General features: G+C 35.6%; 16 protein-coding genes. 5 read left to right on the forward strand and 11 right to left on the reverse strand.

The annotated features are described in order from the left end of the window. Positions 1 to 16: 16 nt before the first annotated feature. Positions 17 to 670: a 50S ribosomal protein L21 gene (rplU, locus tag ACPX19_RS05860; RefSeq protein WP_426432065.1), complete on the reverse strand. Its 654-nt coding sequence runs from the start codon at positions 668 to 670 to the stop codon at positions 17 to 19. A 288-nt stretch (positions 671 to 958) separates the two neighbouring features. Here rplU and ACPX19_RS05865 point away from each other — a divergent pair, with 288 nt between their 5' ends. Together ACPX19_RS05865 and ACPX19_RS05870 are read left to right on the forward strand one after the other, a co-directional pair. Next, positions 959 to 2278 carry a M16 family metallopeptidase gene (locus tag ACPX19_RS05865; protein WP_426432066.1) on the forward strand — a complete coding sequence of 440 codons (1320 nt, stop codon included), beginning with the start codon at positions 959 to 961 and terminating at the stop codon, positions 2276 to 2278. Between the two features lie 19 nt (positions 2279 to 2297). Next, on the forward strand, positions 2298 to 4379 hold the full coding sequence (locus ACPX19_RS05870; RefSeq protein WP_426432067.1) for a M16 family metallopeptidase: 2082 nt from the start codon (positions 2298 to 2300) through the stop codon (positions 4377 to 4379). Between the two features lie 50 nt (positions 4380 to 4429). Here ACPX19_RS05870 and ACPX19_RS05875 read toward each other — a convergent pair whose 3' ends face one another. Next, complete coding sequence (locus ACPX19_RS05875) at positions 4430 to 5308, reverse strand: DMT family transporter (protein ID WP_426432068.1); 879 nt, start codon at positions 5306 to 5308, stop codon at positions 4430 to 4432. 95 nt (positions 5309 to 5403) lie between these two features. On the opposite strand from ACPX19_RS05875, the gene ACPX19_RS05880 reads away from it, so the two are divergent. Beyond that, positions 5404 to 5922: a cation transporter gene (locus tag ACPX19_RS05880; protein WP_426432070.1), complete on the forward strand. Its 519-nt coding sequence runs from the start codon at positions 5404 to 5406 to the stop codon at positions 5920 to 5922. Between the two features lie 63 nt (positions 5923 to 5985). On the opposite strand, the gene ACPX19_RS05885 is transcribed toward ACPX19_RS05880, so the two are convergent. The 3 genes from ACPX19_RS05885 to ACPX19_RS05895 all read right to left on the reverse strand — a co-directional run bounded on the left by ACPX19_RS05885 (position 5986) and on the right by ACPX19_RS05895 (position 10752). Beyond that, the gene (locus ACPX19_RS05885) at positions 5986 to 6345 is read right to left on the reverse strand and encodes a hypothetical protein (RefSeq protein WP_426432071.1); all 360 of its coding nucleotides are present in this window, start codon (positions 6343 to 6345) and stop codon (positions 5986 to 5988) included. 67 nt (positions 6346 to 6412) lie between these two features. Continuing rightward, the gene (locus tag ACPX19_RS05890) at positions 6413 to 7831 is read right to left on the reverse strand and encodes a DUF5689 domain-containing protein (protein WP_426432072.1); all 1419 of its coding nucleotides are present in this window, start codon (positions 7829 to 7831) and stop codon (positions 6413 to 6415) included. A 35-nt stretch (positions 7832 to 7866) separates the two neighbouring features. Further along, positions 7867 to 10752: a carboxypeptidase regulatory-like domain-containing protein gene (locus ACPX19_RS05895; RefSeq protein WP_426432073.1), complete on the reverse strand. Its 2886-nt coding sequence runs from the start codon at positions 10750 to 10752 to the stop codon at positions 7867 to 7869. A gap of 135 nt (positions 10753 to 10887) precedes the next feature. On the opposite strand from ACPX19_RS05895, the gene ACPX19_RS05900 reads away from it, so the two are divergent. After that, a complete protein-coding gene (locus ACPX19_RS05900) occupies positions 10888 to 11973 on the forward strand; it encodes an endonuclease/exonuclease/phosphatase family protein (RefSeq protein WP_426432074.1) in 1086 nt (361 codons plus the stop codon). A 51-nt stretch (positions 11974 to 12024) separates the two neighbouring features. On the opposite strand, the gene ACPX19_RS05905 is transcribed toward ACPX19_RS05900, so the two are convergent. Beyond that, positions 12025 to 12465, reverse strand: a complete 441-nt coding sequence (locus ACPX19_RS05905; RefSeq protein WP_426432075.1) for a hypothetical protein — start codon at positions 12463 to 12465, stop codon at positions 12025 to 12027. Positions 12466 to 12513: 48 nt separating this feature from the next. Then, positions 12514 to 14865 (reverse strand): penicillin-binding protein 1C, encoded by a 2352-nt coding sequence (pbpC, locus tag ACPX19_RS05910; protein WP_426432076.1) that lies wholly within the window; start codon positions 14863 to 14865, stop codon positions 12514 to 12516. Positions 14866 to 14943: 78 nt separating this feature from the next. On the opposite strand from pbpC, the gene ACPX19_RS05915 reads away from it, so the two are divergent. Next, positions 14944 to 17409 (forward strand): T9SS type B sorting domain-containing protein, encoded by a 2466-nt coding sequence (locus tag ACPX19_RS05915; protein WP_426432077.1) that lies wholly within the window; start codon positions 14944 to 14946, stop codon positions 17407 to 17409. Here the strand turns inward: ACPX19_RS05915 and ACPX19_RS05920 are convergent. The 4 genes from ACPX19_RS05920 to ACPX19_RS05935 all read right to left on the reverse strand — a co-directional run bounded on the left by ACPX19_RS05920 (position 17406) and on the right by ACPX19_RS05935 (position 25788). Further along, entirely contained in the window at positions 17406 to 17762 is a 357-nt protein-coding gene (locus ACPX19_RS05920) for an antibiotic biosynthesis monooxygenase family protein (RefSeq protein ID WP_426432078.1), read from the reverse strand. The two genes, ACPX19_RS05915 and ACPX19_RS05920, sit on opposite strands and share 4 nt — an antisense overlap. A 91-nt stretch (positions 17763 to 17853) precedes the next feature. Continuing rightward, positions 17854 to 18705 (reverse strand): SH3 domain-containing protein, encoded by an 852-nt coding sequence (locus tag ACPX19_RS05925; RefSeq protein WP_426432079.1) that lies wholly within the window; start codon positions 18703 to 18705, stop codon positions 17854 to 17856. Positions 18706 to 18913: 208 nt separating this feature from the next. Beyond that, a complete protein-coding gene (locus ACPX19_RS05930; protein WP_426432080.1) occupies positions 18914 to 24502 on the reverse strand; it encodes an alpha-2-macroglobulin family protein in 5589 nt (1862 codons plus the stop codon). Between the two features lie 206 nt (positions 24503 to 24708). Beyond that, on the reverse strand, positions 24709 to 25788 hold the full coding sequence (locus ACPX19_RS05935; protein ID WP_426432081.1) for an isoaspartyl peptidase/L-asparaginase family protein: 1080 nt from the start codon (positions 25786 to 25788) through the stop codon (positions 24709 to 24711). Positions 25789 to 25893 lie beyond the last annotated feature (105 nt).

The following is a 25893-nucleotide window of genomic DNA, read 5'->3' on the forward strand; positions in this document are numbered from 1 at the left end:
TTAAGTGATTTAGCAGTTACGCTTTACCACCATTTAATTCGTCTTGCCATTTTTTAAGCTCGTCCCACTTACCTTCAGCAGCTAATTTAGCTTGTGCAGGCCAAGTGTCTGTAACATGATTACCACGAACATCTGCAATGATTTCAGAAATTGCTTCAGGTGTAGACTTTGCTATATCCGCAAAAGTTGTTAAGCCAGCCTCAGCTAAAGTAGTAGCGATTTTTGGTCCAACACCTTCAATTTTCTTTAAATCATCAGCTTTACCAGTTGCTTTTTTAGAGGCTACTTTTGGAGCTGCCTTTTCAACTTTTGGTTCTGCTTTTTTAGTTTCTTTCTTAGGAGCAGCTTTCTTAGCTCCAGAAGTAGTAATACCTTCAATTAAGATTTCTGTTAAGGCTTGTCTGTGTCCATTCTTAACACGGTAACCTTTACGTCTTTTCTTTTTGAAAACGATTACTTTGTCACCTTTAAGGTGCTTTAAGACTTTTGCACTTACTTGTGCTCCGTCTATAGCTGGGGCGCCTAAAGTAACATTGTTACCATCACCTATTAGAAGTACGTTGTCAAAATCAACTTTTTTACCTTCTTCAGTAGATAAACGGTTAACAAAAACTTTTTGGTCTTTTGCAACTTTAAATTGCTGCCCTGCTATCTCTACAATTGCGTACATAGCGTAACGTTTTTATTAATTTGTTTATTAAAAAATATGCTTTTCTCAGAAAGCGGATGCAAATATACTCCTAAATTCCTAATCTACAAACGTTTTAAGGCTTTTCGAATACTTTTCAATTCAAATGTATTTATGATTGTAAATCTTAATACTTCATAAATTTAGTTTTCACATTTTATTATGTTAAAAAAGCGTAATGATTCCTTATTTTTGTGTGGCTTTGTGTAACAATGCACATTTTGTGAAGACAAACACTAAAACAATTTAAAATTTAAACACTTATTAATAATGAGAAAAAGCTTATTTACTCTAGCACTCTTGTTGTTTATTGGTTCTTTTGCCAATGCGCAACAAGTAGAATTTGAGGAGTACGATTTAGACAATGGAATGCACGTTATATTGCATCAAGATAACTCTGCTCCTGTAGTCACTGTATCAGTAATGTACCATGTAGGTGCAAAAGACGAAAACCCAGAACGTACTGGATTCGCTCACTTTTTTGAGCATTTACTATTTGAAGGAACTGAAAACATTCCTCGAGGCGAATGGTTTAATATTGTTACATCTAACGGAGGAAGCAATAATGCAAATACTACTGACGACAGAACGTATTATTACGAAGTATTCCCTTCTAATAGTGTAGAGTTAGGTTTATGGATGGAATCCGAAAGACTATTACATCCTGTAATTAACCAAATAGGTGTAGATACACAAAATGAGGTTGTTAAAGAAGAAAAGCGCCTTCGTGTAGATAACCAGCCTTATGGCAACATCTTGGCCGAAATCAAAAAACGTATGTTTAAGGTACACCCTTACAAAGGAACAACTATTGGTGAAATGGAGCATTTAGATGCTGCTACTTTAGAGGAATTTCAGGCATTTAATAAAAAATTCTATGTGCCAAATAACGCTGTATTAGTTGTTGCTGGTGATATTGACAAGCCTCAGGTTAAAAAAATGATTCAAGATTACTTTGGTCCAATTCCAAAAGGGGAGGATATTGTTAGAGATTTACCTAGAGAAGAGCCAATTACTGAGTCTATGAGAGATAAGGCTTATGATCCAAACATTCAAATTCCTGCAGTTATAGCAGCTTATAGAACACCATCTTTTAAAGATAGAGATGCTTATGTATTAGATATGATTTCCCAATACTTAAGCGGAGGAAAGAGTTCTGTATTGTATAAGAAAATGGTAGATGAGCAAAAGCAGGCTTTACAAGTTGCAGCGGTAAATATTAGTCAAGAAGATTATGGTATTTATGCGCTATTTGGTTTGCCATTAGGCGATGTGTCTTTAGATACCTTAATTACTGAAATGGATGAAGAAATTGTAAAAATTCAGGAAGAATTAATTTCTGAACGCGATTATCAAAAGCTTCAAAATCAGTTTGAGAATCAATTTGTAAATTCAAATTCTAGTATTGAAGGTATAGCTAATTCTCTAGCAAGATATTACATGTTATATGATAATGTGAATTTAATAAACAATGAGATAGACATCTATCGCTCTATCACTAGAGAAGAAATGAGAGACGTTGCCAAAAAGTATTTAAACCCTAATCAACGTTTAATATTAGAGTATTTACCAAAGAAAGATGATCAATAAAAACAAAATGAAAATTAAGATGAAAACTAAAATATCAGCATTTATTGCATTGTTTTTAATGACAGTAGGTGTAGTAAATGCACAAATAGACAGATCTAAACAACCAAAACCAGGACCTGCACCTAAAATTACACTTGAAAAACCAGGTGAGTTTAAGTTAAATAATGGAATTGAGGTTTTAGTTGTTGAGAACCACAAATTACCAAGACTTTCAATTACTTTAAGAATAGACAATAAGCCAATTTCCGAAGGAGATAAAGCAGGTGTTTCTAGTATTCTGGGTGCTATGTTAGGAAACGGAACAACTAACATTCCTAAGGATGAATTTAATGATGAAATAGATTTCTTAGGAGCCAATTTAGGATTTGGATCTCAAAGTGCGTTTGCAAGCTCACTTTCAAAATATTCTGATAGAATAATAGAATTAATGGCAGATGCAGCTATAAATCCGTTGTTAACCAAGGAAGAGTTTGAAAAAGAAAAAGAAAAGCTTATTGAGAATTTAAAATCCCAAGAAAAAAGTGTAGATGCTGTTGCAGGTAGAGTAGGTTCTGCATTGTCTTATGGTAAAAATCATCCGCGAGGTGAGTTTGTAACTGAAGAAACCGTCAATAATATTGAATTTGGCGATGTTTTAGCATTCTATGAAAAATACTTCAACCCTAATAATGCTTACTTAGTGATTGTAGGTGATGTTGAGATAGGTGATATTAAGCGTAAAGTAAAAGAGCATTTTGGTAAGTGGGAAAAATCAGCGGGAGTAGATATTACAATTCCAGAGCCAGCAGCAAACGCTCAGTACACACAAATTAATTTTGTTGATATGCCAAATGCTGTTCAGTCTAATATCTCATTGACCAACAATGTAGATTTTAAGATGAATGATGACGATTACCACGCCGTATTGATTGCCAACAAAATCTTAGGTGGTGGCTTTGGTAGTTATTTAAATATGAATCTTAGAGAGGAACACGGTTATACTTATGGCGCACGTACTAGCATTAGCCCTAGTCGTTGGAATGCTTCCCGTTTTACAGCAGGTGCGGCCGTAAGAAATATGGTTACAGACAGTGCTGTTGTTGAGACACTTAAAGAAATCAATAGAATTAAAACTGAGCCAGTTGATACAAAAGATTTAGAGAATGCTAAAGCTAAATATGTAGGTGATTTCATTTTAGATTTAGAAAGCCCAAGAACTATCGCTGATTATGCTTTAAACATTAAGTTAAATAACTTACCTGAAGATTTTTATTCAACGTATTTAGCGAAAATTAATGCCGTTACAAAAGAAGACGTAATGCGAGTGGCTAACAAACACTTTAGACCAGAAAACGCACGTATCGTTGTTGTTGGTAAAGGAAGCGAAGTTTTAGAAAACCTTGAAAAAACAGGAATTCCTATTAAATATTATGACGCTTACGCTAATGCTACCGAAAAGCCAGTTTTTTCTAAACCATTACCAGAAGGCCTAACAGCAGAAACAGTTATTAAGAATTATGTAAAAGCCGTTGGTGGTGAAGATGCTCTTAGAGCTGTAAATACAACTCATACCACATCAGAAATGACTATTCCAGGTGCACCATTTAAGCCTAAGGCTATAATTAAGCAGATGTCCCCAAACAAGTTTTCTATGGAAGTTATAGCTGAAGGCATGGGAACGCTAATGAAACAAAATTTTGATGGAGAAAATGGGTATATGGTTCAGCAAGGACAAAGAATACCTATGGACGAAAAAGATGTATCCTCTAGAAAATCAAATAAAGGATTATTTGAGGAGTTGTTTATGGAATCTTCAAATTTAGAATTAGTTAGCAAAACAACTATAGATGGTACAGATGTTTATAAGATAAAAGTAACCAAAGACGATAAATCCTCTCATAGATATTATGATGTTGAGACAGGATACTTATTGAGAACAGAGGAGACCAATGAAACTCAAGGTCAATCAATCACAACCGTAACGGATTATTCTAATTATAAAGAGGTAAACGGAGTAATGATGCCTTATACCATGAAAGTCACTGCAGGCCCACAAGCTTTTACTTTTGAAACTACAGAAGTAAAAATAAACGAAGGTGTAACTGCTGAAGATTTCAACTAAAATCATCACATTATAAATAAAAGAAAACCGAAGTGAAAGCTTCGGTTTTTTTATACTTTACGTTTGTGCGATAAATAGACGCCTATTAATATCAGGACGGCTGCTAAACCTTGCATTATGCTAAAAGACTCACCATCTAAAACTCCCCAAACTAAAGCGATTATAGGCATAATATAAGTCACAGAAGAAGCAAAAACTGGTGTAGAAATCTGTATAAGTTTGTTGAATACTACTTTAGCTATGGCAGTACCAAAAACGGAAAGTATAGCAACAAAGCCTAATGATTGAAGCAAATTAGGATGATTTAATCGTTCTGAAGTAAAAAAGCCAGAAAATAGTAATATAATTAAAGCAGGTATTATAATAAAAATATAATTTCCGGCAGCAATAGCTAAGGGCTTTACATCTTGCAAGTAACGCTTTATAATGTTAACATTTGCAGCATACATTAATGTAGAGGTAATAACAAAGCCTGCATATAAGTAATTCTGGTTTGGGTTGAGTCCAGAGCCTTTTAAAATCAAAATTGCTGTTCCAATAAACCCAACGATTATACCTAGAATTTGCCGCCTAGTAGATGCTATTTTAAAAATAGTGAAGCCCATTATTATGGTGTTTAATGGTACTAGAGAATTTAATATTGAAGCTACAGCACTATCAATTTCTGTTTCAGCTATAGCAAATAAAAAGGCAGGAAAAAAAGAACCAAGAAATCCTGATATTAATAGCCACTTCCATTTCGATTTAGGAATATCTTTTAGGTGATAAAACCCAACAGATAATAGAATTATACCAGTAAATATAGTTCTTATAGCACCTAGTTGGTAAGGCGATAATCCTAAAAGTGATTTTTTAATGAGAATAAAAGAACTTCCCCAAATAACGGAAAGGATGATAAGGTAAATCCATTTTATGTTAGGGTTTTTCATACAAATGTTTCCTAAAGCGTCACAAAAATCGTTAATTCTTTCGCAAGAAACATCAATATTTAGTAGATTTAGGCAAAATTTAAGAGTTAATAATTATGAAGATATTTAAAAATGTAATTGTTGCTTCTGCCTTACTCCTAGCTTTAACGTCTTGTAAAGATAAGGCTGAGCCAGAAGTAAAAACTGTAGATGTTGAAGTGAGCAGTAAAGATGTTGCTAAAAACTTAGATCCTAATGCTACTTATGCTAAAGTAGAGTTCGGAATAGAGGGCATGACTTGCGCTGTTGGTTGTGCAAAAACTATTGAGAAGAAAATGGCTAAAATGGAGGGTGTTAAATCTGCAAAAGTAGACTTTGACAAACGTTTGGCTATGGTTGAGTATGATGAGGCTAAAGTAACACCAAAATCTTTAGAAGAGGCTGTTGCTAAAGTAGGCGATGTCTACAAGGTAAAAGACATGAAAGTTGTAGATAGTTTTGATGGTGAAGTAAAAAAATGTAAAGAAGACTGCAATAAAGCATGTTGTGCTAACAAAACAGAAGCAGAAAAAAAAGCTTGTAAAACAGACTGTAAAATGCCATGTTGTAATAAAGAAGAAAATAAAACGGAATAGAAAGTTTCTTATTTTCAATTTTAGAAAACAAAAAAGCCATCTGTTTAAGGTGGCTTTTTTTATTTATGATACTTGAAGAAGTATGAAAACTAAAATTAAACAACCTAATGGCAAAAGCCAAAGTAAATAGATAGAATACTTAGCTTTTAGCTTTGCTTTAATAATGTTTCTTTTCTTACCATTGTATCGCATCCAGTTTTTGAAAATTATAAAAATAGAAACCAAACTTAATATTATCCAAAACTTAGACATTGCCATTGTAACTATGTTCATTTGGTTTGAAAAAGCCCAAAAGAATGTTGCTAAAGCTAGGTAAATCGAAATCTCTAGTAAGTTAATATAGACTAATGCAACTTTATTGGTACGTTTACCAAAACGTTTCTTGTAATAGTTAAAAACAGAGATATAGAAGTTGTCTAACATAAAAAAGTATTTATAAAAAAACCACGCCGTAAAATATGGCGTGGTTTATAATGTGTAAAATATTTTTTTAGTTACCTGTTACAACAATGTTATCTACATGGTATCTAGTTGTTGCACTTGGATCAGAACCTTCGTATAGGAAAGCAAAATAAGCCGTACCATCTACACAAGACACATTGATTGGTCCAACACCTGTAAAAGTGCCAAATCCACTAGCAGGACCTGATGGGATATTAGCATCTAAAATTTCCCATGTAGCTGTTAGAGGGTCACCAGTAAAGTCTGTAGAAACCAATACAGATAATATTTCTCCATTATCAAAATTAGTCTGAATATCAAAACTAATTTCCTCTCCATCTGTATTGTCCATATTAATGCCAGGTGTTACTAACCATACATCAATTTCATCAGCACCGCTGTTAAAACCAGAGATTTGTGCGTAAGTAGAACCACTAAAACTTCCAGTTATCCAAGTAGTACTTCCACCACTAACATTCACATTTGTCCATCCTTCTGCAGCATAACCAGCAAATCCTTCAAAATTTTCAGAGAAGATAGCACTTCCACCACCAGAAGGGCCTGTACACTCTAAGAAATCTGGGTCACAACGTTCAGCACTATCTAGACTTACATCTTCAGGTGAATTAACAACAATATTAAAGGCATCACCAAAGAAGTTCTTTGTTAAAATAGCATTCATACTTCCTCTACCAGCAGGTAAAGTTAACCCTTTAAAATCAGCAAATGTACTAGTGCTAAAAATCACAGAAGTTCCAGCAGAACAACTTTCTAAAAGACGCTCACCATCAAATTCGTCTGATTGTTCAGAAGCATAGGTCTGCGCATTATCACCAACAATATTTCTGTTAAACTGTACATCTTGTAATTGAACATAAAGATTAGTTTTATCATTTGTGAATTGAGAGAAATCCATTGGCATTGGAACCAAGGTCTCTATAGTAGATGATCTTAATATGATATCACTTTCTGAAGCTGAAGGTATTTTATCAACCTCATTACCGTTTAGTGTACCAAGTGTTAATACGCCATTGGTGATTCCTACGGATAAGCCGTTTAGCTTAACATACACCTTTCTGCCAGGCTCATACCTAACAAAAAGTGGATTTACATCGATTAATAATTTGATGCCAATAGTTGGATTTTCAAAATTATCTTGGATTATGATTTCTTCAAAGAAATTACCGCCTTCGTCAGAAGATACAACATAGCCTTCCATGAATAAATCATTCTCATTAAATGTATAAGAGTAAGTGGTGTCTTCGTCATTATAATCTAATGAGGTGTTGCCTTGCTCTTGAGACAACTCACCTGCAAGTGCACTGATTTGAACTTTAGAAGTCTCAGGGATATTCGGCTCTACAATTGAAGTGTTTGGTGTGTCAAAGTCATCATCTTCAACACAGCTATTAAATACTACTAATCCAATTAGTAATAATATTAATTTGTTAATTTTTAAAGTTTTCATTTTGTGTATTTTATTTTGTTCTGACATAGCTTTTTTTAAAATCTTACGTATACGTTTAGATAATACGTTGTACCATTACCAAAGAAGTATCTTGGGCCAAAAATGGGACCATTATCTCTAGATTGGTCTTCTTGCATACGACGGAAGTTTGCTAAACGTGATTGTTCAAAACCTCCTGTTACATATTCTTCATTGAATACGTTATTTATAGTGGCAAAGAAACCGACAAAATAGTCATCAATTTTCCAAGATTTACCTCCAATGATATTAACCAGCATGTAATCGTCAAATTGTTCTTGTTTTAACAAGTTTCTAGCAACAGCTTCATCATAGTCGTTAAACGTATTGCCATCGTAGTCTGATGTAAAGTTTGCTGACCTTGCCAAATTACTTACATCTACGTATGCATTTGAGAAAAAGTTACTGGTAATACCAATATTCCAGAAATCGGGATCTCTGTATTCAAATCCAATTTGGAAAGCGCGTTCTGGACCTCCAGCAACGTGATAACCATCTAAGTTTGTAGTACCATCACCAAAAGTAATCTGAGGGTCTATGTCACTTCTGTTCAAGAAATCTACACTAGTTAAATATAAATTCGGGTTATTTTGAAACGTATATTGGCCGACTGAAGCCGCACCTTTTAATTTGATCGTTGGTGTAACTTGTGCTTCGATACCAAATTCAACTCCAACATGTCTGCGTTCTATATTTGTAAGTATTTCTTGTACAAACGCATCACCAGTATCGACACCTAAACCAGCTAAGTCTTCTGTAAAATAGAATCCGATATCAGACCCATCTTGAAAGCCTGAATAAAACCCAGTAAGTCTAGCTTTAACTATTGGTGATCTAAAAATATAACTAGCATCAATTGATTGAATTTTTTCACTTTCTAAACCAATAACAGTTGCGTTAGATTGTCTAGCGTTACTGAAAACGTTTCTTATGGCTGGAGCTTTTGTAAAGTAGCTAGCATTAACATCTATAAGATGCTTACCTGTAACCTTATAAGTAAAACCACCTTTGATGCCGTAATTAGAAAAATCTAATTTATCACTATCTCCAAAAGAGCCTTCATTACCACCGCCTTGAAAGAATCCATTTTCATAAAGACCAGTTCTCTGGTATGTGGTTTGTGATAAGTTGGCACCAACATAGAAATCTACTTTATTGTATTTAAATTGAGCTTGTGCAAAACCACTGATAACATCTGCGTTTATATCGTAGTTGTACTTATAGCGATCTCCTTCACCAACAATTCTATTAGGATTTCTAACATCACTTTGCGCTAGGTTGGCTGCAACTTCATCACTAATTGTAGAATTATCGTCTTCTTCTGCAAAGAAATCCACATCTAAATAACCGGTGCCGCCTAATAAATCTTCTAATCTAGCAAAGTTTTCACTTTTTAAAGATCTATAATTGATAGCAGCATTTAATCTAATGTTATCTGCTAATTCAGCATCTAATATAGAGTTGAATGTTAATTGCTGGTCTTTTACAACATCGGCTTGTACAGCATATAAAGAGTTTCCTCCTTGAGCTCTAAGTGTAGCATTTCCTTCATAAAGTGCATTCCAGTTCCATTGTCCATCATTAATAAAAGCTTGTTCGGCTAAATATGCTTGTTGATAATCATAAGCTGTTGGATTAGCATCCTGTAAAAAGAAGCTTGGTAGGTTTTGATAATATGTTGGGTCTGGGTTTCTGGCTCCACCTAGATAGGCATTTTCACCGTTGATTGTGACCAATCTTGTACCACCATTATCAATTCTTGTATTGGCCGTCTCACCAAACTGATAGGCAACATTAGTGTTTAACTTTACTTTAGACGAAATGTCCCAATAATGATTAAGCATTAAAATAGGCTCATCTATCTCACGCATTCTAGAATTACGTTGCTCACCATCTTGTATTCCCCAGAAAGGATTGTATCGTCTTCCTTTTAATTCATACACTTCTTGAGTGATTGCTGTAGAACGGCCACGACGGTTTTGGGCATAAATACCTGTAAAGTTAAGACTGTGTTTCTCATTTAATTGTTTTTCAACAGCTACAAAGAATGAATTGGCGTCATATAGGGTACCATCAATGTAACCCTCCTCACCAAAACGTCTAGAGCCTAAAACAGAATAAGACCAACCACCCTCTAATAGTCCAGAGCTATAACTAGCCATAACTCTACCAGTATAGCTTCTGTTTGCAGAGGCATAAGAAATACGTCCACCTCTTCTATACTTGGAGGCGCGCATTATTATATTGTTAGTACCTGCTAAATCACCAAAATTGTAATCGTTAGCAGACATTCCCATAGAGAATTCTTGGTTACGCTGCACATCATTTAAACCTCCCCAATTTGCCCATTGAGGCCTTCCATTAAACTGTTTGTTCATTTCTACACCATTGATAAGTACTTTACCATTAGCATTATCCAAACCTCGTGGTCTAAAGAATGTAGCACTAAAATCGAATGCCGCAGCACTAAGAAATACATCTCTAGAAGCTTGCAAGAGACCAGAAATGTTATCTGTTAAACCGTCGTCTTCACTATTTAAATTATCATCTGAAATTGAAATAATAAAGAGATCTTTTTTGTCACTTGTATCAAAGTCTAGGGTCATTCCGCTAATATCTACGGTCTGTCCTTCATTAACAATGATTGGGTAACGTTTGGTAACGTATCCTACTTTTTCAATTTTCAGAACTTGCTCTCCCAAAGGAACGTTCTGAGTAAAACTAAACTCACCTTTAGCATCGGTTTTCAAGGTCTGTCCAGTTTCTTCAATAGTAATAGTTACATCAGGAATTGGTTCTCCTGTAGTTCCGTCTAAAACACTTCCTTTAACTACAGTTTGCTGAGCAAAACTTGCTAAAGAAAAAGCAATTGAGAACAGAAAGAATAAAAAACTTTTTTTCATACCTAATTTTGAATTGATTGTATAGTAGATTAAATAATAGTTATTTAAGGCGTGCAAATGTACGTTATTTATAATAATTACATACTTTTGGCAAGCAATTTGCATAGGATATAACAATTAGATAATATCTCAATTATGAAAGTATTAAAATTTATTCTAACTCTTCTTGTTATGGTTGTAGTTTTTAACACTCAAGCACAAGAAGAAAAACGTTTTAAAATCCACACAGTAGCGTTTTATAATTTAGAAAATCTATTTGACACAATCAATGACCCGATGAAGTATGATGAGGCTAGTCCAATTATGGAAATGAAAGCTAACCGTTCAGAAGTTTATAAGCAAAAAGTAAAAAACATGGCTAGGGTTATCGCAAATATTGGTACTGACAAGGCCAATAATTCACCTGCAGTTATTGGTGTTTGCGAGATAGAAAATAGAGATGTTCTTGAAGATTTGGTAAATGACCCATTATTATTGGGTAAAGATTATGGGATAATTCACTATGATGGACCAGATGCTAGAAGTATTGATGTAGCTTTACTCTATCAAAAAGCATTGTTTAAGCCAATTGAGTCTAGTTCTCATGAATTGTTGATATATGATGACGTCACTAGAGAGCGTGTTTATACTAGAGACCAATTGTTGGTTAGTGGTAAATTAGATGGTGATTTAATACATATTATAGTTAATCATTGGCCATCTCGTAGTGGTGGTGAAGCGCGAAGTAGATCTAAGCGTGTGGGTGCTGCAAAATTAAACAAGCGAATTATCGACTCCCTACAGTCTATAGATCCTTATGCTAAAATTTTTACAATGGGAGATTTGAATGACGATCCAACCAACGACAGTGTGAAGGAAGTTTTAAAAGCCAAAAAAGAAAAAGACGAAGTTCCTTTTAAAGGCATTTATAATCCTTATGAAAAGATGTTTACAGAAAAAGGTTGGGGAACAACAGCCTATAGAGATGCCTTAAGCTTATTTGATCAAATTATGATGACAAAGCCTCTGCTTGATGATGATTACTCATCATTTAGATTTTGGAAAGCAGGTATCTACAATCCATCATATATGTTTAACAAGAGAGGACGATACAAAGGCTATCCCTTAAGAAGTTTTGCAGATGGTGGTTTTACAAATGGATTTAGCGATCACTTCCCTGTATATGTTTACCTTATTAAGGAAGTTAAAGAAGATACTGAAGAAGAAACCAACAAAGGTTAATTCATTATATAAAAATAAAAAAGGCGCAAATTTTAATTTGCGCCTTTTTTATTAATTAAACCATAAGTTCCAAGGAATCTTAGCTAGTACTAACACTAAAGCTAGTGTGTAAAAAATAGCCAGAAGCTTAAACTTAGGTTTAGAAACTAGTTTCTTTTTATGTTTTGAGTAGCCAATAGTTACTAATGCTACAGCAATAATCATTGTTAAAGGATGCTCTACAATTAAATTTCTTAATGCCGAATTTTTCATCACTTCACCCATTCCACCAACTTCTTTTATGGTTGAAAAGTAATCTTTGGTAAAAAATAAAATAATACCAATTAAGAGTTGAATATGCATTGTGATTAAAGCAAACAACGAAAATCTAAAGTCTAAAGGACTATATTCTTTACCGCTAAAAAACTTAACTAAAGCATTAAACGTTGCAATGACTAAGACCAGCAAAACAATGTATGCCCAACCAGAATGTATAAATTGTAGTGTTTCCATCTTATATGTTTTGATGCAAAAATAAGGATTTGTTAATTAGAAACCATTTTAATTTGCTACAGTAATCTTATGCTTTATTTCATTACCCAAATCATCAACTACAGTTATTATGTGCTCACCTTGCTGAGGTAAAATGGCCATATCGTGAATATCTTTAGTTTGGCCTACAAAAGCTTCATCAACATACCAATACAAGGTAAGCTCTGGTTTTGAGTGTGCTACCTTAAGGATTAGATTGTTAGTGCTTCCATCGAAATCTTTGGGTAAGAAAATGGTATTTTGCTGATTAGGATAAATAAATTCCATATGAATCGCTGAAGTTTCCATACAATCTTTTCTAAAAGGTGGCAAAGGTTTATAAAACGGATTTTTAGTTTTGAAATAATATTCCTGAAGTGGTGGCAGAACAAACCAAGACGTTGTTTTTAAGTTTGAAACATTTTCACAAGAAGAGTTTACCTGAAACTGTTCAGAAGCATCCAAATGTACCAATTTATGAAACGGACAAGGTGCTGTTTTTTGTCCAGAATTTTGAATAAATCTAGACTCTACATCATCACAAATAGTTGAAGCTCGGAAACCACTTTTCTTGCAAATACTAACCTCAATCATTTCGTCATAAGGCTTAGCAAACCATTCACTTTTTGGAAGAATATCAAACACATCAAATAAAATTGGCGCAGCCGTTTGCACACCAACCAAACCTGGACGTCCTTCGCCATCAGCGTTACCAACCCAAACACCAACCACATAATCTTTGGTAGTGCCAATTGCCCAAGCATCTCTAAACCCAAAGCTGGTACCTGTTTTCCAAGCTATGTCTTGAGACGAATCGTAAAACTCCCAGCTTTCATCACTTTCTGGCCTGTTCACTTGTTTCATACTTTCAAAAGTGAGATAGATGGACGCAGCATCAAAAACATACTTTTCAGAAACCGGTTTTCCAAATTCGACTTCAGATTTAAAACTATATACAGGTTCTACAAATTCATTTCTAAAATATTGGCTGGAATTATCATTAAAATGATTTAGGGTTGAAGCCATTGCCGCATAACTTTTGCACAAATCCCAAAGATTACTTTCAGCACCACCAAGCACTAAAGACAAGCCGTAATGATTGGCGTTGTATCTTAAATCCTTCAACTTTAATTGCTTCAAATAATGATAAAAACGGTCTAAACCAAAATCCTGGAGCATTCGCACAGCAGGTACATTCAATGAGCGTGAAAGAGCTTCGTTTGCGTGTACTGCTCCATCATAAGACTTGTCGTAGTTTTCAGGTTGATAACTGCCAAATTGTGTTGGTACATCAGTGACCAAAGTATTAGGTAGCAAATCGCCAGCATCGAGCATAGCAGCATATAAAAACGGTTTTAAAATACTGCCTGTGCTTCTGGGTTTGTCAATAATATCCACACTTTTTTGATGTGCATTGTCTGTTGGCGAATTACCAATATAAGTCAAGACTTTTCTGGTTTTAACTTCTAAAACCAATACTGAAATGTTATAAATTTCATTTTGTTTGAAACTATTGTAATGTTGTTTTACAATATGATTAGCTTGCGTTTGTAGGGCAATATCAAGGGTGGTTTTTAAACGTTTGCCTTTTTTGTTTTGCGCCACTTTCTGCAATAAATGTGGCGCAATTTGTGGTAAAGGATACGGTTTTTGCGGCAGAGTCTCAGCGATGGACAACTCGTAAGTAAGTTCGTCTATAGTGCCATTATCTAACAATTTTTTTAATAAACGATTGCGTTTATAGAGTAGTCGTTGTTGATTTTTTCCTGGATAAATAAGACTTGGTGCATTTGGTAAAACTGCAAGGGTTGCGCTTTCAGCCCAAGATAAATTAGAGGCTTCTCTGTTAAAATATCGCCAAGCTGCTGCATCTATGCCAACCACGTTCCCACCAAACGGTGCGTGACTCGCATACAGTTTTAATATGTCGTCTTTAGAATGTCTGAATTCTAATCGTGTTGCTAGAATAATTTCTTTCAGTTTTTCGAGATAGGTTCTGCGTTGCCCTTTTCGAGATAAGCGAATGACTTGTTGCGTGAGTGTACTTCCGCCTCGTTTTACCGAACCAGAACTTAAATTTTCCTTTAATGCTTTAAATATTGAAATCGGGTTAAAACCAGGATGTTTGTAGAAATATTCGTCTTCAAAAAGAAGAAGACAGGTTTTAAATTTTACAGGAACACTATCGGTTTTAGGAAATCGCCATTGACCATCGTCTGCAATTTTAGCTCCTAACAATTCATTGTTATTGCTTGTAATTACGGTAGCTGTTGGATCCTTAAATAATTCTCTAGGCAAACTGAAATAATAAACTATTAATAAAACGAAAATCGCAATGGATTTTATCTTATTTCGTTTTAAATACTCAATTAACCTATACATAAACTATACAGAAGCTGTTTTATATCCTTTTTATCGAAAATACGCTATAAAAACGTAAACATATCTATATATTTAAACGTGCAAAAATCTCGATTAGACTTCAAACTTCTATTTTTTTTCTGTATTTCTCTATTTTCATGGAGTGCAATTGCTCAATTAGGCTTCTGCCAAGGCAATTCTGGTGATCCTATTTTTGTAGAGGATTTTGGTACTGGTACGGACTACGGACCACCACTACCTGCTGGAACGACTACCTATACATTTGTTGGATTTAATGGCCCTCAAGATGGAGAATATACATTGGGTAGCAATACATTTGCTTATGGTTGGAATCTGCCAAATGATCATACACCTGATGATACTAATGGCAAAGCATTAATCGTTAATGCAAGTTTTACTACTGGCGAATTTTATACTACATCAATAAATGGTTTGTGTGAAAATACAACTTATGAGTTCTCATCATGGCTTATAAATATTTTACCAAGTTCGGGCTGTGGTGGAAATGGTATTCCTGTTAATGTAAAGTTTGAAATTTGGGATATTACTGATACTAACTTATTAGCAAGTGGAGATACTGGGAATATTTTTAGTACACCCTCACCAACCTGGGAACAGTATGGTTTGGTTTTTCAAACATTAGCAGGTCAAACCTCAGTAATATTAAAAATGATTAATAATGGTGCTGGTGGTTGTGGTAATGATTTAGCAATAGATGATATTGTATTTAAAAGTTGTGGTGATTTAATTGAAGTTGAAGATGTTAATAGTAATGACAACATAACAATTTGTAGTTCTCAAACACCCTATTCAGGCACAATAACCGCTCTGCCAGACAATACGGTTTTTAGTTCTCACTTTTATCAATGGCAAGTTAGTGCAGATGGTAATACTTGGGTGGATGTTGTTGGCGAAAACAATGCATCAATTACCGTTGCAGGAATCACAAATACCACTTACTACAGAGCTAAAGTTGCTGAGTTCCAAGCAAACCTTAGTAATTCTGATTGTATAACATTATCGGATGTTTATGAAATTATTGTAAACCAAGCTCCACCACCTCCAACTACTGAATGTTGGGAAATAGCAACATTTGATGATGCATTATGTGATTGGAATATTACAGGCTCGCAGCCAGAAGAGCCAACCGATTTAGAATGTTGGGAAACAGCAACGTTTAATAATAGTACTTGTGCTTGGGAAGTTACAGGCACACAGCCAGTAGAACCTACAGGTTTGGAATGTTGGGAAACAATAACTTTTAACAATACAACATGCTCATGGGAGATTACAGGCTCGCAACCCGTTCAACCTGATTTAGAATGCTGGGAAATCGCCTCTTTCAATAATACAACTTGTGCATGGGAAGTTACAGGCACACAGCCAGTAGAACCTACAGGTTTGGAATGTTGGGAAACAACAACATTTAATGATACAACGTGCTCATGGGAAGTTACAGGCACACAGCCTGTACAACCCAATCTAGAGTGTTGGGAAATAGCAACGTTTAATAATATAACTTGTACTTGGGACATTACGGGAACACAACCTGCAGAACCCACGGATTTGGAGTGTTGGGAAACAGCAACGTTTAATAACACAACTTGTGCATGGGAAGTTACAGGCTCACAACCTGTAGAGCCTAATTTAGAGTGTTGGGAAACAGCTTTGTTTAATAACACGACTTGCTCATGGGAAGTTACAGGCTCGCAGCCAGAAGAGCCAAATGGTTTAGAATGTTGGGAGATTGCAACGTTCAATAATACAACTTGTAGTTGGGAAGTCACGGGTTCACAACCAACAGAACCAACGGATTTAGAATGTTGGGAAAATACATTCTTTAATGAAGATACTTGTGAGTGGGAAATTCAAGGAACCCAACCCCTAGAGTTGAGGGATGAATTTGTTTTGTTATGTGAAGGACAGGAAGTTGAACTTGTCGCCACAACTTCTATTTCGAACCCTCAATATCAATGGGAATCAGGTGAGCTATCTGAGTCTATCACAATAAATGTTGCAGGAAACTATGTGGTTGAGGTTACAGATGGCTGTTTCACGGAGATTATAACATTCACAGCTACCGAAATAGAAAATCCTGAAATAGAAAGTATAGTTTCAGATGGAAGTTCAATCGTTATAAATTTAGTTAACAGTGAAGGGTATCAATACTCACTTGATGGTGTAAACTATCAATTCAGTAATACATTTAATAGCCAACCAAGTGGTTTATATACTATTTATGTAAAGTCTCCTGACTGTGATTTTGTTATATCACAAGAGCATTTTCATTTTTATATTCAGAAATTCATAACACCAAATGGAGATGGTGATAACGACTTCTTTATTTTTAATGTAGCACAGTTTTTTGTGTCTTCTGAAGTCTATATTTTTGATCGCTATGGAAAACTATTGTATAGTGCAATAAACACCAATGTGTTTTGGGATGGAACCTATAATGGAAACAATTTACCAGCTTCAGATTATTGGTATCGCATTGTTTTAGATGGTAGGGAAATTAAAGGGCACTTTGCTATAAGGCGTTAATCTGTTTTAAATTCATATTCACGTTCCACTTTACAAATTCTAACATTATACAAATTGTACCATTGCTCACGACCTTTTTGTTGTGCTAATAAATGTTCAGAATTGGCTTTCCAGTTTTTTATGGCATCTAAACTTTCCCAGTAACTTACAGTTATTCCAGTACCTGCACTGAGCGTGTCACACTGAGCTTGTCGAAGTGCAGTCGAAGTGTTGCGAGCACTTTCAATTCCAATAAAACCCTCTTGTTGTTTGGCTAAAGTTTCCATTTTTTCTGCCATTTCCGAGTAGCCTTCAGTGTCATCGGTTTGGGTTGATGTGAATATGACTGCGTAGTAGGGAATTTTGTCCTTCATTAGTGTTTAATTTTTTGTCAGGTTGAGCGCAGTCGAGACCTCATATAATTTCAAGATTTTCAGACTGCACTCAAATTGACAAATTTACATTTCAAGAGCCTTTTGGCATTTCAAACTCAATGATTTTTTCTGTTACCTTATCTTCAAAATCGGTTAAAATCATTTTGATAAATACGCGATTTGTCGACACGCTCACAGGAAAGTCTTTAACGTTATCAATGGTTTTTACATAATTCAACCAATCTTCGCCACACTTATCTACTACATCATCTTTTAAATCTTTTGTTGCTGTTTCAATAAATGTAATCCAATCCTTTTCAGTGTATGTCAAAGTCTCATAAGTATTAGAATTCAATTGCTTTAATGGCTTCCATTCGGTGTCAAATTGTGTCCACTCGTTAGTGTTACATTTTGAATCTGCACTCATAAACGAGAAACTGTTTTCATAGCGTTGAAACAAGCTTACGTGCTTATAGTCGCTATCTACTAGTACAATGTTTTTACCTTCAGGTGTTGCGTCTGCGTCAACATTGATGGTTGCCGTTTCACTATTGTTTAAATCGTGCGAACGTTTGTAATCACTCGTTGCTAAATTTTTAATTTCAACGTTTAAATCTTTTAATTTCAAACGAATGGTTTTGGCAATTTTTTCTGATGATAAATACCCGTCAAACACATAACCAATATGATTTCTGGTTTCTACCTTAACCCATTCACCACTTACTTTTTCGCCAGCATCGAGAACGACCAATTGTTTATTGGTTTTTTCTAACACACCAATGGCCTCGCCATAGGCTAATTTTGTTAGCATTTTGCCGCTAACATCAGGCTGATCTCTCAATGACAATCCGCTTTCTGCCGATACATAAGCGCTTTGTTGCGCTGTTACTACTAGGATGTTGAATACAAATCCAATCGCTAAAATCATTTTTAAATTTTTCATTTTTTCTAAGTTTTAAATTGAACATTTTAGCGGTTTGTTCTCTTTGGATTCTTGTCTTCCGGACGACAAGTAGTTTAGCTTTGTTTTTGTCATTGCGAATCACGCTTTTTTTGGCGTGATGCGGCAATCTGTTTGTTATTAATTCTTATTTTGATGAGATTGCCACGTCATTCGTTCCTCATTCCTCGCAATGACAGTTCTCGTTGGGTTACTTCTCAACAGTAACCCATTGCCCTTTGTTGCGTACTAAATAATCGTCATTATCGTACATCGCTTCGGCTTGTGCACCTGGTAAATAGTAGGTGCCTAAATACGAAGCGTTGAGCATTACTGTAAAGGTCTTTGTACCACGTGTTCCGCTTCTTTCCATATCAAAGAAGAAGTTCACACGGTCGTCTCTAATGTCTGTGTATCTGGCTTGGCTTACTGTTGTGTCGCCAAAATCTGTGAAACGTGTGTTGACGATATCCCAACCTGAAGGGAAAATCTGTGTCAAAGCCACATCATTTACATAATCACTCGTAAGGTTAGAAATACTTACCGTTGCCACAAAATCTTGACCTTGTTGTAATTTACGTACATCAATTATGTTGCCTTGTAAATCTTTATAGACTGTTGAAATTGAAAAACCACGTTGCACAGGCAGTTCTTCGCCTAATTTCAGTTTTCCAGAGTTTAAAATTCTAACATAAACTACATTGTCTCTGCTATTATTCACTGTAATTTGATTTGCACCATCTTTCACAGGAATGTTACGTTGAGCAATACCATTTTTAGTATCGATAGTTTCCGATTTTCCGTTTATGGAATAGCTTAGTTTTAAATCTTTTCCACCATTTTCAACAATAAGTTTACCCATTACCAATAAGCTGTAGGCTGTGGTTTGCGTGCTCATCCATCTATCACTAGATAGCGATTTGGCAATACTTTTTGCCAATTCTACTTTTTTAGAATCGTTGGTAAGCAACATTGCTTCTAAAGCCATTGCTCTGTTTCTGTGTAACGACCCATACGTGTAATTATCAGAATTGATAGGCTGAAAATCGATATTGGCCGTTTTCGCTATCGCTTGGCTCGCTTCTTTTTGTCCGGCCAGAGCATAAGCCGCAGCCAATCGCCATTTAGCATCATTAGAAATGTCATCAAACTCACGTAATCGGTTCATACTCGCTAAATCCGGACTTCCTGCTAGAGCTAAGGTATACAATCTGTAGGCTTGCGTTAAGTCACTATGGTAATGTCTGTAGCTTGGTCGCCAGTTGCGAGCTGCTTGACGTTGATAGGCAATCCAGTTGCTTTTAAAACTCAACGGTAAAACAAACCCTTTCTTTTCGGCTTCAATCATAAAATGACCTGCATAGCTCGTTCCCCAGTCACTTGCCTTTCGTTCGCCTCGCCAATACCCTAAGCCACCATCTGGATTTTGGAAGGTGCCCAAACGACGAATACCATTTTCAATATTTTGCTGTACTTCCTTTTTCTTTTTATCTGTTAGGTCAAAAATATCCGTTAAGTACAACTGCGGAAATACACTAGATGTGGTTTGCTCAACACAACCGTAAGGGTAACGAATGAGATATTCCATACGCTTAGAAAAATCCATTGGTGGCAAGGTTGAAAATTCTACCGTTGCATAGTTGGTGCCTGGTTCGCCAAAGGTTGAAAAATCTATCGTTTGGTTGCCATTGGCAGCCAATTCCTTATCAATAACACGAGAGGTCATTGGGTTAGGGTTTTCAACATCAATCTCTACTTTGTAGTTGGACTTTTCACCATTTCCTGATGCGATAACTTCAATCGTATTGATGCCTTTTGCTTTGGAAACATCCAATTCAAAATACACCATTTTTTCATCTGGTTGATCAAATTGAAGTGATTGTGTTTGCTGCCCTTTAACTGTGATTCCATCACTCAATTTTAAAGATAGGTTGACGTTCTTCACTTTGTTTTCCATTGCAAAAACAGTAACAGGAAGTGTTACTTTTTCGCCAGGACTCAACTTACGTGGTAAGGTTGCCAAAACCATCAAAGGCTTTTTAACCTGAACTGATTTTTCAGCACTTCCGTAAGCTTCTTTGTTATTGTTTCCTGCCACAACCATTGTGCGCACAGCACCAATATAATTTGGCATTTTTAGTTGGTGGGTTTGTGTTTGTCCTGCATCTAAAAGGAAAGGTCCTAAATACGTCACTACAGGTTTAAAACGATTGGCTTTTTTGTTCTTGCCTTTGGCTGCAGAACCATCACCACCAATAGCAAACACTTGGTCTATACTGCCAGAATACGCGCCAATAACATCATCAAAAACATCCCAAGTTTTCACACCCAAAGCTTCACGAGCGTAGAAACTATCCCAAGCATTTGGTGTTTTAAATCGGGTCAAATCAAGCAAGCCTTCTTCAACAACCGCAATGGTATAGGTCATTGGTTTGTTGTTTTTTTCAGATACTTTTATTTCGTAAGATTGCTCAGGTCTAATAACATCTGGCATCTTAATTTGTGGTTCTAATTTGGTAGCAGGATTTTCTACCATCATAGGAATAACACCATACAAACGAATCGGTAAATCGTTAGACGTTATCGCGTGAGGCTGTAACAACAAAATATTGATGAATACGTTTGGTGCCATTTCTGGCGTTACAGGAATATCAACTGTAGTCTCGCCAGGTTGTGTTTTTACCCATTGGTGTTTTAAAACTTTGGTACCATTTTCTATACTGATTAACGCTCTACCTTCACTTCCGGATGGAAAGGTTAATTTTGCAGTTTCACCAACATTATAATTGTCCTTTTCTGTTGAAAAGACTAACATTTTCGCCGCATCCTTGTCGCCAGATGGTGTGTTAGACCACCAATTTTTATAGAAATACGCAGTACGACCAGTAGCGTGACCACTTATTGGGTCTACAATTCTGATGAGGTAGCGTCCACGGTCTTTTTCAGGAATATTGATTTTGAAGCTTGCTTTACCTGAAGCATCTGTGTCAATTTCGTACTGTTGCATTGGTCTATGGTAATTGCTAGACACGTAGCTCGATAGGTTATCGTAAGAGGAATTCCACCACCAACGCCATTCAATTTTATAGATTTTTACTTCTAGTTTTTTACGCTGAACAGGTTTCCCGTTGGCATCAACTGTAGCAATATCAAAGGTGTGGTTTTCATCTGTAAAGAAAGAACCATAACGATTACCTTCAGGTGAACGCAGACCAACAAAACTTTCGTAAGGTGCATAAGGCATCGTAAATGCATCGAGTGAAAAATCGCCACCATTTTCAAAAGCACGGACTAGAAATTGTGCATTTAACATTCCTGGAGCATTTTTCCCGATGTTTAAAGTTTTATTGACTTTTGCATTGCCTTCAGCATCAAGATTGCCTTCAAACACATTGGTTTCTTCTGTACTGAAATTGCGTGTTGGGTCGTTGAATTCATAATTCTTATAACCCTCAAAGCTGGTATATTTTGTTGTGAATTTTGCTTTAATTTCAGCTTTTAAGTTTTTTGCAGGTGCACCGTGAAGCCAGGCCACATTCAAATCGCCTTGAAGTGGTTTGTTGTTGGTCAATACGTTGTTTTCAAAATCTATTTTAATTTTTAGACGGTTCGGTTTTACCGTTTCAATCTTTAAACTTTTGGTAAAACTGGCACCACCAACCGAAACTTTAGCATTGTAATTTCCGGTTTTGTAATCTGATGAAGTAGGTACTTTAAAATCGTAGAAATTATTAATGTTATCTACCGAAACTTTACGATAGACCAACTTACCAACAGGATCCGTGATTTCTAATTTTAAGGGATGACGTTTTGGTAATTTGTTCGCTTTGTCATTTAGCATAAAGGTTAAAAACAGACTGTCGCCAGGTCGCCAAACACCACGTTCGCCATAAATGTAGCCTTTAAGTCCACGTTGCAATCTGCTTCCAGATACATCGAATTTACTTAGCGACAGCGAGTTGCCATCAAACAGTTTTACGTAGCTTACGTTGTTACCTTTTTCAGCAACAGCAAAGGCTGCATGTTTTTTGGCGTCAATCTCTACAATACCATCTTGATTGGTAATACCATCTGCTAAAGGCTGTTGTTGGTAGTTGTATAATGTGATTTTTGTACCACTTTCTGGATTAGTATCCAAAATATTGGTCACCGCAAAAAAGTAGGTATTGTCGTTGCCTTGCTTGGCAATAACACCAAGGTTAGAGCCAATAAGGTTGGCAGCAATGCCTTTATTGCCATAGTTAAAATAGGATTCAGTACACGGATTATTTCTTTCGCGATAGTTGTAATTTCTGTTCTTATAACTATAGGTAAGGTTGTCCCAATACCGCTCTTCTCTTAATTCTTGTTCTTCTTCTGAAAGGTCTTCGGAAGCATAAACATCATCCTCATAATAGTCGTCGTAATAATCATCATAATAATCGTCCTCATCGACGTCTGAAGTTTCAACATTAGATGAACAATCGTATAAGGAATAATCTTTTTTAAAGTCGATTTCAACGCGGTAAATAGCACCAGCATCTGCTTGTAAATATTTAGATAAATCGACGCTGTAGGCTTTCCATTTTCCTGTGTTTTGCGATGGATTTTGAATAAGTGTTATGGTCTCTTTAGCAATGCGACGGCCAACATTTCTAATGGCATAACTGTTATCGCTATTGAGGTTGTTGTCTTGTAAAAACTGAAGTACATTGTCTTCAAAAAGTTTGATGATGCGTACATCGACTTTGCTCAAATTAACGGCTTCAAAATTGAACTTTAAGTCTTTTGAATTCGGAAGAATAGAACCACTACTTATTAATCTTACCTGAGGTTTTAATTCTTCAAAAGTTAAGGTTTGGGTGAACTGATTTTTGAGTTTGAAGCCGTCAGTGTTTTTGATTCCTGTAAATACATCAACTCTGATGTCTCCTACCAATTTAGTATCTGGATACACTTTTAACACATTACCATCGACGATGTATTTTGGGTTTTTTACATTTTGAAGTGTTACCAAACCGGCAAAATTCTGTTGCTTTTGTAATGGATCTGAAAAGTTAATGCTAAGAAATTGCTCAGGATTTTGAATCACATTAGTTTCTATAATGGTAAAGTTGTTTTCACCAGGAATGTTGAGGTAGTTTTCCCCTTTATTATCTGCGTTAATAGCTTTGCCATTCCAAGAGACAAGCACTTTGCTGTCTTCAATCTCGCGCTTGATACTATCTATTTTAAATTCAAAATAACGAGATGTGTCGTTGCTTTCTAACCATACAATATTGAGGTCTTTTTTGTTTTGAGAAGCTTCTACCAATTTTTTAGCATTCTCTAGGGTAATAACATCAGCTGATTGTAATGTTCCTAAAACATATTGCCATTCTTTGCTATACGATTGCAGATTGTTGGTGTTAAGGTTGAAACTTGGTCTAATGGTTTTAAACTGAAAAGTGTAGTATTCAAAATCTTTTGGGATATTTTTATAGATGTCAGCTAAGTTTACCGTTACCGTGTATTCGGTGTCTGGCTCTAAGTTTTCGTCTGGTGTAAACACAAGAGTGTGTTTGTTTAATGCTTTTAAAGAACCTTGAACATAAGGATGTGTTTTTACGATTTTAGCATCAATTTTTTGCTCTGTTTCCCAGCCACTAACTTCTTCAGCTAAATTAATTGTTATTGGGTCAACTATAGATACACGACCAGAAGTTGTGTAGCTTATATAATCACGAAATTTGAAAATGTTATCGGTTTCGACAGACTTCTTTTTACAAGAAAAAAAGATTAGAATTAGAGCTAGGAAGGCAAGGTGCTTTTTGATGCGCATAGTTGATGATGGTATTAAATAAAACTTCAGTAAAAAGAAGGGTAGGTGCATTCTTGTTAAATAATTACGCCAGTTGTTTCAGGTTTAGATTTTAGGCGGTTGTTAAATTGTTCTTAAAGTTGTAAAATGGTACTTCTAGTAATTTCAATTTATTGAAATTGTATCAAGAAGTAATAGCAGGTTTAATTCACTCGAACTGACTTGAATTAATTTTCATAAATCCCAATCGTCAACTCACCTTTATCGTTCATCGTAGCGCGATACATGCCAGCAGTGTTAAAATCGGCAACCATATTGCCATTTTTGTCTACAGCAACTATACCACCATCGCCACCAAGGCTTTTTACCTTGTCTAAAACTATTTTAGCTGCTTCTTTCAAGCTTAAGTTCTTGTATTCCATTAAAGCTGAAATATCGTGAGCAACTTGTGCTCTTATAAAATATTCGCCCCAACCTGTACTAGATACTGCACAAGTAGCATTATTAGCATATGTGCCAGAACCGATTATCGGTGCATCACCGATTCTGCCATAACGTTTATTGGTCATTCCACCAGTTGAGGTACCAGCAGCGAGGTTTCCATTTTTGTCCAGCGCTGCACAACCCACCGTACCAAATTTCGCATTTTTAATATCCGCATCGTAAAAGTCTAAGTAAGCAGATTCGGTATCGAATTTACCCGCATTATCAACTTCTCGCGCCTTAACACGCTTTAGGGATTCTAATCGGTTTTCTGTGTAAAAATAGGATGGATCAACCAGTGCTAACCCTTGTTCTTCAGCAAAGATTTCCGCACCTTTTCCTGATAACATGACATGTTTTGATTTTTCCATTATAGCTCTAGCTAAGTTGATAGGATTTCTAACCGTTGTAGTACCAGCAGATGCGCCAGCGTTTAAGGTTTTGCCATCCATTATGGAAGCATCGAGTTCATTAGTTTCAGCATTCGTAAAAACAGCTCCCTTACCAGCATTAAAGAGTGGTGAATCTTCTAAAACGTTAATTGTTTTTTCAACGGCATCCAGACTGCTTCCTCCATTTTTCAGAATCTCATAGCCAACTTTAATAGCTTCTTCCAACTTCGCTTTATAGGCTACTTCTTTTTCTGGTGTCATATTCTTTTTGAGAATGGTGCCAGCGCCACCGTGAATGATGATGGCAAAATCTGCAGTTTCAACTTGTGGGCTTGTGGATTTTTCAAAACTGTTTTCGGTAGTTGATTCACTATTGTTTTTACACGAAAAGCAAAGAGAAAATACGATGAAACAAATGAGAAGTTTTTTCATAATGAAAGCTGATTTTTAAGTGCTTTAAAGTTACATTATTAGATGTCACTCTTCAAGCCAAACTGATAAATTATTAGTAACTTCGTGGCAAATTTTAATAATTCA

This window comes from Winogradskyella sp. HB-48 (assembly GCF_049942685.1).
Lineage (GTDB): Bacteria > Bacteroidota > Bacteroidia > Flavobacteriales > Flavobacteriaceae > Winogradskyella.